At 58.3% G+C, this 14,026-nt stretch carries 10 protein-coding genes; 4 read left to right on the top strand and 6 right to left on the bottom strand.

Going from position 1 to position 14,026, the window contains the following annotated elements; translation table 11 throughout:
- Window positions 1-8: 8 nt before the first annotated feature.
- The 3 genes from ACTJKV_RS17495 to ACTJKV_RS17485 form a co-directional block, all read right to left on the bottom strand.
- The gene (locus ACTJKV_RS17495) at window positions 9-524 is read right to left on the bottom strand and encodes a hypothetical protein (RefSeq protein ID WP_440599154.1); all 516 of its coding nucleotides are present in this window, start codon (window positions 522-524) and stop codon (window positions 9-11) included.
- Between the two features lie 16 nt (window positions 525-540).
- The gene (locus ACTJKV_RS17490; protein ID WP_440599153.1) at window positions 541-1,644 is read right to left on the bottom strand and encodes an AAA family ATPase; all 1,104 of its coding nucleotides are present in this window, start codon (window positions 1,642-1,644) and stop codon (window positions 541-543) included.
- Between the two features lie 144 nt (window positions 1,645-1,788).
- On the bottom strand, window positions 1,789-2,358 hold the full coding sequence (locus ACTJKV_RS17485) for an AAA family ATPase (RefSeq protein ID WP_440599152.1): 570 nt from the start codon (window positions 2,356-2,358) through the stop codon (window positions 1,789-1,791).
- A 477-nt stretch (window positions 2,359-2,835) separates the two neighbouring features.
- Here ACTJKV_RS17485 and ACTJKV_RS17480 point away from each other — a divergent pair, with 477 nt between their 5' ends.
- Genes ACTJKV_RS17480 through ACTJKV_RS17465 form a run of 4 tightly spaced genes read left to right on the top strand, consistent with a single transcriptional unit; the run spans window position 2,836 to window position 9,062 of the window.
- Window positions 2,836-4,005, top strand: a complete 1,170-nt coding sequence (locus ACTJKV_RS17480) for a cysteine desulfurase family protein (RefSeq protein WP_440599151.1) — start codon at window positions 2,836-2,838, stop codon at window positions 4,003-4,005.
- A 16-nt stretch (window positions 4,006-4,021) separates the two neighbouring features.
- Entirely contained in the window at window positions 4,022-4,936 is a 915-nt protein-coding gene (locus ACTJKV_RS17475) for a DUF4007 family protein (protein ID WP_440599150.1), read from the top strand.
- Entirely contained in the window at window positions 4,933-8,229 is a 3,297-nt protein-coding gene (locus ACTJKV_RS17470; protein ID WP_440599149.1) for a hypothetical protein, read from the top strand. The genes ACTJKV_RS17475 and ACTJKV_RS17470 overlap by 4 nt, the downstream gene beginning before the upstream one ends.
- On the top strand, window positions 8,226-9,062 hold the full coding sequence (locus tag ACTJKV_RS17465; protein WP_440599148.1) for a phosphoadenosine phosphosulfate reductase family protein: 837 nt from the start codon (window positions 8,226-8,228) through the stop codon (window positions 9,060-9,062). Before ACTJKV_RS17470 ends, ACTJKV_RS17465 begins: the two co-directional genes overlap by 4 nt.
- Before the next feature lie 84 nt (window positions 9,063-9,146).
- On the opposite strand, the gene ACTJKV_RS17460 is transcribed toward ACTJKV_RS17465, so the two are convergent.
- From ACTJKV_RS17460 to ACTJKV_RS17450, 3 genes are read right to left on the bottom strand one after another with little or no spacing between them, the layout of a single operon-like run.
- Window positions 9,147-10,058 carry a phospholipase D family protein gene (locus tag ACTJKV_RS17460; RefSeq protein ID WP_440599147.1) on the bottom strand — a complete coding sequence of 304 codons (912 nt, stop codon included), beginning with the start codon at window positions 10,056-10,058 and terminating at the stop codon, window positions 9,147-9,149.
- On the bottom strand, window positions 10,058-11,884 hold the full coding sequence (locus tag ACTJKV_RS17455; protein ID WP_440599146.1) for an ATP-binding protein: 1,827 nt from the start codon (window positions 11,882-11,884) through the stop codon (window positions 10,058-10,060). The genes ACTJKV_RS17460 and ACTJKV_RS17455 overlap by 1 nt, the downstream gene beginning before the upstream one ends.
- Window positions 11,868-13,529 carry a DEAD/DEAH box helicase gene (locus ACTJKV_RS17450; RefSeq protein WP_440599145.1) on the bottom strand — a complete coding sequence of 554 codons (1,662 nt, stop codon included), beginning with the start codon at window positions 13,527-13,529 and terminating at the stop codon, window positions 11,868-11,870. Before ACTJKV_RS17450 ends, ACTJKV_RS17455 begins: the two co-directional genes overlap by 17 nt.
- Window positions 13,530-14,026 lie beyond the last annotated feature (497 nt).

The following is a 14,026-nucleotide window of genomic DNA, read 5'->3' as shown; positions in this document are numbered from 1 at the left end:
GCGCAATGTCAGCACCCGCCGACAATCGCTAGGGTGCGCTGCGCATAAGTCTGGACCTCACTATCGACGAACACGGTATTGGGATCGTGATGAAAAGGCGCCGTATACTGGTTGATGTCGTCCAGCTCATTGTACTGCGGCGTAAAAGGATGGGTTGGGTCGTCGCGGATGGTCTCCAGCATGTCGCCGAGCCATTTCCCTTCCAGCATCTGGTTCGGGAAGCGGTACCGTATGTATTTCTCCAGAAGTGGCCGCATGTTGGTGCGCATCTCCCGGGCGTTGGTGGCGTTCCCCGCCGCGAACTCCTCGAGCAGCATATGGTCTTGGAGATAGCCTTCCTTGACCTCCCACGCTATATCCCATAGTTCGATGTAGGAGCCTGCGCTCGTCCCGGAGGTCTGCATCGTGGTGCATGGAACGCCGTGGATGAGGCCGTGCACCGCGTCGAGGAAGAACTTGTCATGGCTCAGGACGATCGTCTGAGCGGCGTCGCCGCCCGTCCGGACGATTTCTTTGGCTTTCATGGCGCGGCGGAAATCGTCAAGACTGGTGAAAGGGTCGTCGAACGCGACAAGCTTGCGGGCAAGGTCCGGATCTCGCTTGAGCTGTGCGATAAAAAAAAGTCAGAGCGAACGCGTTTTTGTCCCCGGCGCTCATCGTCGTATCGAACCCAGGATCGTTCCCGCCATTGCTGGTCACGTCGACGTCGTTGGTGTCGAACCGCAGGCAATAGGTCGACTGCGGCACCTTGCCTACATAGTTTTTACCACACTGGGCGAGTCGGAAGCCAGCCCCTAACGTGGCAAGGATCCTGTTGATGTCGGTTTCATAAGCACCTATGATCTCCGCGTCATAGGCGTCGAGCGCGGCCTTCTTTGTGTCTTTCGCGTCCACGAGCGCTTTCTTTTCGTCCTGCAGCTTCTGATAGGCGGTCGCGATCGAGAGAACAGGCTCGGCATGCCGTTTCTGGACGGCCTCGAAGCCGTTAAGCGCGGTCTCCACAGTCGCCTTGTTGGTCACGGCGAGTCCGTCTTTTACGCCCTGAATGAGGTGTTTGGCGTCCGTGAATTTTGCGGTCGCAGCCTCAAGCTCCGTGAGTGTTGCCGCCCAAGTAGCGTGGGCCTCAATAAATTCCGCAGACTCCGCGACAACATCCAACGGTGCTTCAATTTTTTGCTGCAACAGCGCCTTCCCGGTCTGCAACAGCGCGTTCACTTCCGCGCTAATCCGCGCTCCGGCCTCCGGCGAATGACACTCATTGTCGCAATAGCCCTTCCAGAACGCTGCGTCGGTGTCCGCGTCCTTGAATGCTTGTTCGCATTTGAGCGCCGAGGTCGCTGACAGGGCGGCGTTTAACGCTTTGACCATCTCTTCGATCGCCATCTTGTGGCCGGCATAGGCTTCGCTAAAATATCCCCTGTATGCGTCGATCAGCTCGTTTTCTGACAATGTCCCTGCGCAGAACGGGCAGCTCTCCCCGGTCGCGTGCTTCAGCCCTTCGGCGAGCCAGGCCTCCCCGTCGTCGTTGAACCCATGCGCGGCAATCTGCCTCTTGACTCGGCCCGCCGCGTCGGTGGCGATACCGTCGACGCCCTTCGCAAGCAGCGCGGTAAACCCGTCGGGCAGCGCTGGCAGTTCCGGCAAGTGCAAGAATTTGCGGGAAGTGATCGCGTCCGAGTCGTTAATCGCCCTCAGCGTCCGTCTGGCGTCCTCGATTTTTGCTCAATCGCGGGATCGGCGGCAAGCTTGATAAAGTCCTCCAGCTTCATGCCTTTCGGCACATGCTGATCAAGCACCTTCTTTCGTTCGCGATTTCGGTCTGTTTCGCGGTGACGTCGACGTCGAGCCGTCCACCTCCTCTGCGAACGCCACGCCATGCGGCCCGACATCGATGCGGTAGAAATTGCGGCGGTGCTCGACCTCTACTTGGTCGCCCCCATTCACGTTTTCATCGACGAACTGCTGATCGAAAATGTGAATGTCCGGCGATGATCCGGTCCAGACGCCGTTTGAAAAACGCGCAGGTCCTGTGTCTAGTAACAGTCCCACTGTGGGATCGGTGGCCGCCTGGACCGTCTTGCGGCGCATGATCAGCTTCGGGTCGTTGCGCTGCAGCGACCGCAGGATTGCGCAAAGGGTCGTTTTGCCGCGGCCGTTGCCCCCGTAGATCAGCGCGAAACGCTCGTAATGCCCTCCGCCGATGCGGGCCGCCTTGAAGCGGCAGACGTTCTTGATTTCCGTTAATTTCCTTAAAAACACGCCTTCACCTTGCGCCCGGAGTAGAGAAGTTGAAATCCTTGTATTCCCCGGCAGAGAAAATACTGAGTCGAAAGCCGGTGCGTCAGCCGTGTTTGGCAATCCTGTGAAAGCAATCTGTTGCGGCCGCGACTTGGCTCTAGCTCAGGCTCAGGCTTCGCGTGCAAAGCCTCGCTTTCCGTCACCCAGTCGAAACGCTTGCGCGACGCGGACGCTTTCCCGAGCTACCGGTCTGCTCGGGTGGTCGGGCTGTACCTGGATCCACTGACACGCAATGAGGGCGGTCGCAGTAAACCGGAGTGAGACGTCGGGTGATTTGTATCCCTTCACGTCGCCAGCACATGGATGCAGCCGCAAATCTTCTAACTGGCGTGAACCGACTCAGATCTTTGACGGTATCCTTCGCCGCCCGGGTTGATCCATGGATCGCAAAAGCCGACAACCTCTGTAGCCTCAAACGGAAAAGGCTCATGAGGATAGCCAGAAAAAAGCAAAAGAGCTTGTCTTTCCAAGCTATGCGGGATCAAGCTCTTTCGGAATCGCCAAAGGCTGTTCATAAAGGACATACTTGGAGGAACTATGCGAGATCCGGTTTATCTAGATGGCTTCGCCACCATGCCGTTGGCGCCGGAGGCTCAGCAGGCGATGATAGAGGTTTGGCGACAGCCGGCGAATGCCGGTTCGCCACATCGTTTGGGCGATAGGGCCGCCAGACTTATCGATGACGCGCGTGCGTCGGTTGCAGCACTACTAGGTGCAAGTTCGCCGGAGATAGTCTTCACTTCCGGCGCGACCGAAGCAAACAACCTCGCCATTCTCGGGGTTTCGCGGTGGGCCCTGTCGGGTAAAAGTAAACGCCGCCGCATCATCGTTTCATCGGTCGAACACAAGGCAGTCCTGGCGCCGGCCGAGAGTCTAAGCGAGTGTGGATTCGATGTCATTCTTGCCCCGGTCGACGGTAACGGCGTGCTCGATTGCGACGCCCTCCAAGCCTTGGCGACCGACGAAACGCTGTTGATCTCTGTAATGCTGGCCAACAACGAGACTGGCGCGTTGCAACCCATCGAGCGCGTATCACAGATTGCCCACGCTGTCGGAGCACTTGTTCACTGCGATGCCGCGCAGGCAGTCGGGAAAATCAGTGTCGACGTTCTCGATCTCGACGTCGACTACCTCAGCCTCTCAGCCCATAAGCTCTATGGACCGGGCGGTGTCGGTGCACTCTACGTCGCAGCCTCCGCCCCACGTCCACATCCACTTGTCTTCGGGGGCGGTCAGCAGAACGCGCTTCGCCCCGGTACCGAGCCCGTCGCCATCATCGCTGGATTTGGAGCCGCCGCCGAGCTGGCGCGCTCTCGCTTGTCCTCGGACGCTGCTCACGCCGCCGACCTTATGTCTGGCTTCGAGAACCGCCTGTGGAATGCAGGGTTGGACGTCGTTCGAACCACCGGCAATCGGCCGGTTTTGCCGGGATCGATGAGTGTTCACCTTTCCGGTGTTGACGCTGATGAGCTTGTTTTGTCCGTATCATCAGATGTTTCAATATCAACCGGATCAGCCTGCAATTCGGGACAAGTACTTCCGTCACATGTCTTACTATCTATGGGTTTAACACAAAGTATTTCAAGAGAAATATTTCGAATAATGCTCAATCGTTACAATAAATCAGCCGACATTATATATGCGGCGGATAAAATTGTCGATGCCGCCCGCCGCCTCAAAGATCGGACTGGACGGCTTCGCCAGTGATGATATAACTCTCGCTATGAGAGAATCTCTTTTTGATGGTGATACCCGCGGGCAATTCGCAGGGCATGAAACGTTTCCACTGAGATTGCTGTGGCTTAAAAAAGCCTATGATGCGGTCGAAGGAGGTGCGTCGTTGGGAACATTTCAGGAACAATCGGCTATCGCACGTTTTGGTGTCGGTCGCAATATGGCTGTGTCCATGCGCTATTGGGCCATGGCCTCGGGCATGATAGAAGAGGCCGACAAGCAATTGCAGCCGACCGAACTCGGGGCGCTTGTTCTTTCCGACAGCGGTCTTGATCCCTACATTGAGCGGGCGGCTACCGTGTGGCTTGTGCATTGGGCGGTTGCCAGCAATTCTCGTTTTACAACAACCGCTTACTACGCCTTCAATGGCCTTGCGGCGATCGAATTCGATCCATCGACGCTGATCGATGAACTCATGTCCGTTGTCGAGGCAAGGGGTTGGCGCGCGACCCGCGGGACGCTAAAGCGCGACGTTGAGGTTTTTCTGCGAAGCTATGTTCGACGCGAAGACAACGCCGAAGACGCCGCGGAATCGCTGTTGTCTGAACTTGGACTGGTCCGCGAGGCGAGGCTCGGCGGATGGCATGAGTTTGTGCGAGGCCCCAAACCCAGTTTGCCCGATGGCGTTTTTGCCTATGCATTGGCGGATTTCTGGCGGCGGTCAGGCGCACCGACAGCGATGACAGCCGAGCAGGTGTGTTACACGCCAGGGTCTCCCGGAAGGGTCTTCAAGCTTGACGAGGACAGCGTGGTGACGCGGTTGATGGGTCTTGAGGCGGCCACCGGCGGGGCCTGGATTTGGACGGATACGGCAGGACTCCGTCAGATTCAGCGCGTCGGTGACATCGACCCGATCGAATGCATCCGCAATTCCTACCCTCGTTCCGTAACGATCGCAGCATGACCAATCTCGCGAAAACAGTACAGATCAATCGGCGGTTTGCACGCTCGGCGCGTCTCGATGCCGATTTGAACGGCACGCCGCCGCTTGTCGGCTATGTCCTGCAGGCCAGTGTGGAAAAAGCGCTGACCACGCTCGCGATGAGCCAGATCGATGCCAAGCAAGGGGCGTTCACCTGGACCGGTCCCTACGGCGGTGGAAAATCGAGCGCCGCCTTGCTCGTGGCAAACCTCGTTGCCGGCGTCGAAGAAAACCGTAAGATCGCCCGCAAGATTGCCGGCAAAACCCTTACCTCACTCTACGCGCGCGCCTTCCCGGAGGATGCGGGCAGCTGGAAGATTGTTGCCGTAACGGGCGCCAGGGTGCAGCTTCGACAGGCGATTGCCGATGCCGCTGCTGTTGCCTTCGGCTGGACTGCAGATCAACGAGCCGCAGCCGGATCCTCTGATGGCGGGCTCATTCAGTCGCTCGCAGTTGTTTCGGAACAACATGGGGGCGTTCTGCTTGTCTTGGACGAGCTCGGCAAGCTTCTTGAGCACGAAGCATCGAGTGGCGGAGATGTCCATCTCCTCCAGGATCTGGCCGAACACAGTAGTCGCAGCAACGGCAAATTGGTCGTCATCGGGGTCCTGCACCAGGCCTTTGACCAATATGCAGCACGTGCCACGCGAGAATCTCGCCAGGAGTGGCTCAAGGTTCAAGGCCGTTACCAAGACCTTCCATTTCTCGCCGGCGCCGATGAGACGGTGGCACTCCTTGGCAGAGCGATTTCATGTGACAGCCGTCCTGCGACGGCGACAAGCGCCGCACTCGACGTGGCCAAAGCCGTCGGCAGGCGGAGGCCCGTGGATGAACATGTGCTCGCGACGGCGCTCGGCGCGACTTGGCCTCTTAATCCTGTGACATCGCTGCTGCTGGGACCGGTGTCCCGGCAACGGTTCGCGCAGAACGAACGAAGTGTATTCGGGTTCTTGAGTTCGGCAGAGCCGTCAGGGTTTCAGGAGCATCTCAATCGCCAAGGGGAAACTGGAACCTACGATCCGTCCAAGCTCTGGGACTATCTCGTATCGAATTTTGGAATGGCGCTCGCCAGCGGTGCGGATGGGAGTCGCTTCAGTCTCGCATTCGAGGCGATTGAACGGGTCGGCGCCAAGGGTACTGCACTCCATATCGCGCTCACCAAGGCAGCAGCCATCGTCGAATTCTTTCGCAATGGATCGGGTCTGGCCGTTGCGGACGATATTCTCATTGCTTCGGTGCCTGGTCATCCTTCTGATGACATTCAGGCGGCGATCTCCGACCTGCTCGATTGGGCCGTCCTGATCAGGCAGCCCCGCCTGAACGGATATGCGCTGTTTGCCGGGAGCGATTTCGACCTGGAAGAGGCAATCAACGGCGCCACTGCACCGCTGACAGCCGATCAACTTGCAGGTCTGGCCCAGCGTGTCGGCCTCGGCTATGCCGCGGCCAAAAGGCATTACTTCCGAACCGGAGCGCTGCGCTCGTTCGAAATCAGCCTGCAGCTGATTGCCGTCGATGACAATCCGTCGGCCGTTGCGGCGCGCATTCATGCGTCAGGGGAGCCCCGATCGAGCGGACGTCTTATCTTGTTGCTTGGTGATGGCAATTTGAATGCTGGCGAGATCGAAAAGCGGGCGCGTGCGGTCGCCAAAGAATTGGGTCGAAGCGCGGTTATCGCGGTAGGCGGTATCGGTGACGGTTTTTCCTTGCGCTCGAATGCGGCCGAACTCTTTGCTGTCGAAAAGGTCTTCCGTGAGCACCCGCAACTCGAGGGTGATCGAATTGCCCGCCGCGAGATCGCGGCCCGGCGCTCAGCCGCCGTCGATGCCGTTCACCGCGCCTTGTCCGCCGCTTTGAATGTCGCACGTTGGCATCTCGCACCCAATCCGGACGCCATTTTGCGCGAACCCGTCGCGATCGTCGCTTCGGCTCTGGCCGACCAAGCATTTGCGAGCGCGCCGATCCTCAAGAGTGAATTGCTGCAGCGCGACCGGCTTTCCTCCAACGCGATGGCGGCCCTACGCGAGCTTTGCTACGCGATGGTGCGTCGTGGCGATCAGGAAAATCTCGGTTTTACCGGCTATCCAGCGGAGATGGGGCTTTATCTCACCGTGTTGCAGCCGTTTGCAATTCATGGCGAGACCGCTCCTGGAACATTCGGTTTCCAGAAGCCGGCTGACGACGGCCAAGGCAAGACGCTTCGTGAGGCTTGGGCTGTCCTTGACGATGCTGCGGATACGACCGTCGAAAACGTCTATGCGACCTGGGCGAGGCCGCCCTTCGGAATAAAGCAGGGCGTCATGCCCGCGATCGTTCTTGCCAATCTGATTTCGAACAGAGACAGGCTCGCCGTTTATCTCGACGGCGTCTTCCAGACCGATCTTGACGATGTCTTCGTGGATCGTCTGCTCCAGAAACCGAGCGAAGTTCGCCTCAAACGGATCGACCGTTCAATCCGGCAGGCAGCATTTTTGAGCGACCTCGCCAAGCGTTTTGACCTTGATGGAACTGCCGCGCTCCCCGTGGCCCAGGCGATCTTCCGGCGCTACTCAAAGCTTTCGAACTATGCCAAGCGCACCGATACTATCAGCGCGCCGGCGCAGGCACAGCGTTCGGTCATCATGAAATCGACCGATCCTGAAGCGCTGCTGTTTGATGCATTGCCTGAGGCATTGGGGAACGATCTGTCTGCGGGCGTCGTCTATGATTGCCTTGCCGAAGCCGAAGCGAGCTATGGAAAGCTGCAAGAAACCCTGCTCGACGCTCTCGCTCGTGCGCTTGCGGTTGACAGAACGTTTTCCGGATTGCTGGACAGAGCTGCCTCGATCCGTGGTCTCACGAACGATCTCGCGTTCGAAGCCTTCGCCATGCGGGCGGCTTCGTTTGAGCAGGGTCCGCAGGATATCGATGGCCTTGCAAGCTTGCTGATCCATAAACCAGCTCACAGCTGGTCGGATCGTGATCGCGAGCAGGCGCTCCTGCAATTGGCGCGCTACGGCCGGCAGTTCCGCGAACTGGAAGCGCTAGCGGTGGTGCGTGACCGCCGATCGAGCACCGAGGCATTGGCGTTGGTCGTTGGTGTCGATCCGAAGACGCCGCCCTTGATAAGAAGTTTCGTCCTCACGGAAGCGGAAAAGCGCCAGGCGACTGCGCTCGCGGACGAATTGCTGAAATCCCTTCAGGGGGCGGACCACCACGGCCGCATTCGCTTTGCGGCGCTTGCGCGTGCGGTTGCGAGTTTGGCTGCCGATACGGATGCGGAGACGCTGTCATGATGCAGGAACGTCATATCTTGGGAATTTCGGGCGGCAGAGACAGTGCGGCCCTGGCCGTCTATATGCGCCAGAACCATCCTGATCTGCCGCTGGAATATTTCTTCACAGATACAGGTAAGGAACTTCCAGAGGTCTACACGTTCCTCGATCGGTTGGAAGGCTTTTTGGGAAAGCCTATCTTGCGCCTAAATCCCGATCGCGATTTCGATTTCTGGATGGAGGAATATGGAAATTTCCTTCCCTCTCCCCGGACGCGCTGGTGCACCCGGCAGCTCAAACTGCGGCCCTTGGAGCAATGGATCAAGCCGGAGCTCGAAGCCGGCGTTGTCATCCACTCCTATGTCGCGATCCGCGCAGATGAGCCGACACGCGAGGGCTATCAGGCGACCCATCCCAACATGCGGGTTCACCTTCCGCTGCGCGATGCTGGTATCGACCGCGCCGAAGTCATTGCCATGTTGGAACAGGCCGATGTCGGGGAACCGGACTATTACCGTTGGCGATCGCGTTCGGGCTGCACTTTTTGCTTCTTCCAGCAGAAAATCGAGTGGGTGCGGCTGGCTGAAAACCACCCAGATCGCTTTTCAGAAGCTGAGCAATACGAAAAGACGGCGATTGATGGCGGTTCGCCCTTCACATGGAGCCAAGGTGAAAGCCTCGGGGAACTGATCCGCCCGGAACGCGTAGAACAGATCAAAGCGGACTATGAACGCCGGCGGGAACGCCTGCGCAAAAATCGGCCCCGCAATCCACTCGCTGACCCTTGTGAGACCGTGGATGACATTTATGGCATCGACGAAGCAGCCGGTGGATGCGTGATCTGCCACAAGTGATCGGCGCGCCCCAAACGCAGTCCTGAACACCTGGGAATAGTGCGCTTCACGCTCCGTGCCTCCAATGGAGGCGGTGATCGACACTCATTTTCGAACAGCCCCCGGCTTGGGGCGGGTGATGAAAGACTGCGGCGCGATCTCGTATAAGTCTCCCATGAAAGTCGTCAGCCATTCGCGCACGATCCGCCAGCCGATTGCGGCCGACAACTCGGAGCCGGGCGACAGGGTCTCAATAAGCTCTATCGCAGCCGCATCCGACAAGTCGCCTTCGGTAGCCTTGAGGAGGGTTGCGACGGCGGGCATGTCTGCAAATCGCTTTCCCACCTCCCGCTCGAACTCAGCCTTGCTCAATCCTGGCGGAATACTGAGCGCAGTCAGATCTTGGTCTGCAGCCTCAAGATTATCCCTGGTCAGCCGCTCGCGATCCTGTTTCCTGTAAGCGAGGAAGAGATTGGCCGGCGCCGCAAAGCGCGGCAGCCAGAGCATTGCCATTGCGTCGACGACATCAAGCGATTGGGGCAGCTTCGACGCCGGGATCTGCTCGGCCGCTTTGCGGATCCGCTCTTGCTCCTCGGCGGTCGCGACGCGTGCCTCTTTTAAGGCGTCCAGACATCGCTGAACGCTTGGATCGTTGGCATCGACAGGCAGTAGCAATTCGAGATTGGGGTTGTCACACCATCCCAACGCCGTTGCCGTGAGATTGGCCGACCCCGCCAGGTAATTGCCGTCGCCGCGATAAAGTTTGGCGTGCAGGTTATCAAGCAGACTGAGACGAGACCGAGGTCTCGCCGCGATGAGATCAAAGACTTCAAGATCGCTGACGCCGGCCGCAATTTCCTCCGGGTGCCAGCGTGTCACGACCTCGAGCGTCACATTTTCGGTAAGAGCCGGGAGAAGCCGTTTTAAGACACCTACTTTGATGAAAGGAGCGCATAGCAGGACACTGCTTTGCGCCGCCCCCACATGCTCCAGCAGCACGTCTCCGTCCTTGCGCATCAGAGATCATCCGCTAGATCGACGGGTGCCAGAAAGTCACGCGCGATCTTGCCCCAGTTTTCGCGAACCCGCTCGTAACGGGCGCCGTTTTGCGGGTCCTCGCGTTCCATGCGGGCCCAGGCGGCAAAGAGAAGTTGGATCGCCTTCGTCGCATTCATCAACCGATCCTGCAAATCGGAACTCGACAAGGTATCGAGATCGTCATCGGTCGAGACCGTATTGAAAACCATGTCGAAGGCTGGATGGCGCCGGTTGAAGACGACTTCCGTCGCCGGCCCACGAGGCACGACGGTAAACAGCTCCGCCGAACTGCCGAGCGCCTTGTCGATGAAGACAACCTTCAGTTCGCCCGAAACGATCCTGGCGACGATTTCCTTGCTCTCTTCCGGAGCACGACCGTCTTCCGTCAGATCTTCCTTCAATTCGTCGATGTCGTTGGCGGTCGGCTGGGCTGGGCCTCCAGGCAATGGATTGGTTTCGTCCCGCTCTTTCCAACGCTTGTTGGCCTCTTCCGTCGGATCGCCTTCACCATGGCGGGTATTGTCGTCGGTCGGCGGACGGTTGCGCTTTCGGCCCTGTTCCTTGATCGTCTCGCGGATATGACCCAGGTTCTCCTTAATTGACTTGCTAAGGTGAAGCAGAACCCCTTTGGGATCGCCTTCTTCCTTAAGCCGCTCGGCAACCTCGAGCTCGCTTTCTCGACCTTCGGCAAGATCTTGCCAATCCATAGTGGACAGCTCGTTGAACACTGTTGCTGCCTGCTTATTGTTGGTGACGCCAAAAATCTCGTCGAGAGCCGCAGGAAACTCGACCTCACATCCCCACCAACGTTCGCGGGGATCGTAATGAGTGGTCCAGGAACGGTCGAGCATCAATTCCCGGTCTTCTCGCATAACGGATACGCCGATATTGTTCGCGGCATCCTTTCCATAGGCAGTGTGACCGCGGTCGGAACCGCCCGCGAGATCCTTCGTCACGGGCTTGGCAACGGAATAGCGCGTCATGACAATGAATTTTTCACCGTCCTTTTCCACGGTGATCGGAAATTCGAAAAGCAGATCGAACATCGGCTCCTTGTCAAAGGGCGCGACCATCGTCGGAGCTGCGGTCAAATACATCGGATCGTTGATCGTCGTCGATTGCCGCGTGAGCTGACCGTCTTCACCACCGACCAGCTGGATGTCGAGCTTGCCATTTCCGATAAACCGGCGATGAATGCGGCCAAGCAGCCAGCCGGTATTCTTCAGTGTCGCCTTGGCGCCCTTCCACGTCAGTTTGTCGGCGCTCAGTTTCGTCCACACGACCAGCGTACCGGTCCGGCCAAGCGAGGCAGCGCGATCACGCCACTCCTGCGGCAAGGCAGCGGCTTGCGGTGTGGGCACGGTCGATCGCTGGCGATTGCGGATCTCGTCCACATCCAAGAATGTATGCAGCGCATTGTCAGGGCCGTTCTGCCAGGACCAGACGTCAAGTCGCAAGGCCTGCGAGATCGATGCGTTCGGCAGCCCCATACCAAAGCGGCCAATGCCCGAGCGCGCGTTGAGCCGTGTTCCGTTGCCGAATTGCAACGCCTTGCGCAATGTGGCGGCGTCCATTCCATCGCCATTGTCCAGGACAGCAATCTTGTTCAGCCGTTTGCGCGTTCGCTCGACGACTTGGACCTGTTCTTCGATGCAAAAGATCTCAATGCTCTTAGCCTTGGCTTGCACAGAATTGTCGACAAGTTCGGCGAGGGCGTAGGCCGTGTTCTTATAGCCACTGTCGCGCATCGCCTGAATGGCGAGATCAGCGGGGATAAACGCGTCGTCGCTAGTTTCCTGGTTCATCGTCATTCCATACGTCCTCCCAATTGAAGAATGCTTCAGCGATATCTCCGAACCCGGGATAGGCCGGGTCGTGCACCGTTAAAATTTCACAAGTCTCATTACCGCCTGCTCGCGGACCTCTCGTCGCCCGGCCCACCATCTGGCTATAGAGCACCAGCGACTTCGTCGGTCGAGCGATGATGGCGGCGCTCGTGCGCGGCGCGTCGAACCCAGTCGTCAGGACACCGAAGTTGCAGAGAACTTGCGGCGTGGTGTCCATCATCTTGAAGTCTCTTATAGTGGATGAACGCTGGCTCTTCGGCGTCTCGCCCGAAACAACGCTTGAAACGATACCGTTGGCCGCTAGGCCCGCGGCCATATCCTTGGCGTGGGTGACGCTGGTTGCAAATAGAATAATGCGCTGATGACCGCGCCTCACCAGATCCTTCCCGGTTTCGACGATCGCCAGATTACGGGCTGTATCGCCCGCCAGTCGCTCAAGCGCTTCTTCGTCGTAGTCGTCACCGGCCGTGAGCTTGCGTGTCTCTGCAGCGGTCAGTCTGAATTCCGGACGGTATGAAATCTGATTGAATGCCGGGCGTGCCAGATAGCCATTGTCGAGGAGATAACGAACCGGGTTGGGGTCGTCCCCGACTTCGAGCACGACCTTCGAGCCTTCGAAAAAATCCGAAAGCGCCTGGTCTGCCTTGATGTTGTTCCAGGTTCTACCGGGTGTCGCGGTCAGCCCGAGGAGGGCGGCGGCATGCCCGACACCACATAAGGTCTCGATAACCCTTCGGTAGGTAGGGGCGATTGCTTGGTGAGCCTCATCCATCACCACGAAACGGACCCTGGCTGCGAAACGCAAGAAAGCTACGCTATCGCGTTGTAGCCAGGCATGCATCTTCGCCAGTCCAGCAATGACGATACCATCGTCGATGTCTTCGGCTGGTGTCGGACCATCGCCCCAGTAGCGTTGCAGCTCGCAGCTTCTGTTCCCGAGCGCCGACCATGCTAATTCGAAAGTCTCGGCCGCCTGTTCGAGCAGCTCACGGCTCGTAGCCAGCCAAACCACGATGCATGGCTCTTGCTCGTTCAAGACACGGCACACGAGATGTGTCGCGGTTCGGGTCTTTCCTGCCCCCGTCGGCATATGAACAACGGTGCGGCCCGTCGCCTTCGGGCCGAGAACACGGTCATAGGAGCGCCGTACCACTGATCTTTGATGCGCAAACAATGGGAAGGACGTGGCGATCGATTCCCGTGGAAGTGAAACAATCGGATTGGCTCTTTCTTCAGGCTGTAGGCCGAAGAAGCCACTGGCGATAGGCCAGAATTTGGAGGACGCGATTTCGGGAATGTCCGAAGACTTCGACGCGGTGGTCAGATTGTGTTGCGCCAGACGAACCCGGAGTTCAGGCAACTTCCCCTCATCGAGATTGCGAAGAAGAGACCGCCTGATTTCCGGTTCTCCAAAGAGCGCCTGGGCGCTATCAGTCAACGCCCGGATTGCTGCGGCCTCCAGCGATGACCGATCACCGCCCGCATTGGGGACGAGCGGCAACACGCGCGGCCCGACAATCATCTCGAGATCACGCCGTGTCAGGCGCGCAACGACGGCTTCGATTTGCTGACCGGGTGCGGACCCCGCAAAGCCTGGGTTCACTTGGATCTCCCCCCACTGCGTCGCGGCCAGTCCTTGTTTTCAATCAGTTCGCGAAGGAGGATAAAACTTGGGCGGAAGGAGATATGAAGCATTATGTTTTGCCAAAAAACGAATCGGATCAGACCTTTATGCAATCAATACTCCGGGTTTTAGGTTTTTACCAGCGGCCACCCTAAGTTGATGGCGGCTATTTCGGCATGTCACTGCGACTATAGTTAACTGGCGAGCGACGGCTCTACGAACTCTGGGCCACCCCGACCGCGGGAACAACATTAACCAGCAACGACATTACGGAGTTTGCTCTAAGGAGCTCTCGGTCGGCGCTTGCAACCAGGTGAGTAATCTCCCTTTAGCCGCTCGGCTGGCCCCGAGGATGAACCAATTGAAGTCGCTTTCCAGTAAGAAGATTTGATATGCTCGGTCCTCGCGGGTGAGCAACGAGCGCGGATAAAATTGTTTTGATCCTTTGACGAAATAGGGCTCCTTTACTGCTGGCA

The organism is Agrobacterium sp. 22117 (assembly GCF_052045735.1).
Taxonomy (GTDB): Bacteria; Pseudomonadota; Alphaproteobacteria; order Rhizobiales; family Rhizobiaceae; genus Agrobacterium; species Agrobacterium cavarae.
This window is presented reverse-complemented; position numbering and strand designations above follow the sequence as displayed.

Coding starts and splice junctions, on each gene's coding strand:
- ACTJKV_RS17460 (WP_440599147.1), bottom strand. CDS start 10,058: ATGCGCAAGGACGGAGACGTGCTGCTGGAGCATGTGGGGGCGGCGCAA.
- ACTJKV_RS17480 (WP_440599151.1), top strand. CDS start 2,836: ATGCGAGATCCGGTTTATCTAGATGGCTTCGCCACCATGCCGTTGGCG.
- ACTJKV_RS17455 (WP_440599146.1), bottom strand. CDS start 11,884: ATGAACCAGGAAACTAGCGACGACGCGTTTATCCCCGCTGATCTCGCC.
- ACTJKV_RS17475 (WP_440599150.1), top strand. CDS start 4,022: ATGAGAGAATCTCTTTTTGATGGTGATACCCGCGGGCAATTCGCAGGG.
- ACTJKV_RS17495 (WP_440599154.1), bottom strand. CDS start 524: ATGAAAGCCAAAGAAATCGTCCGGACGGGCGGCGACGCCGCTCAGACG.
- ACTJKV_RS17465 (WP_440599148.1), top strand. CDS start 8,226: ATGATGCAGGAACGTCATATCTTGGGAATTTCGGGCGGCAGAGACAGT.
- ACTJKV_RS17470 (WP_440599149.1), top strand. CDS start 4,933: ATGACCAATCTCGCGAAAACAGTACAGATCAATCGGCGGTTTGCACGC.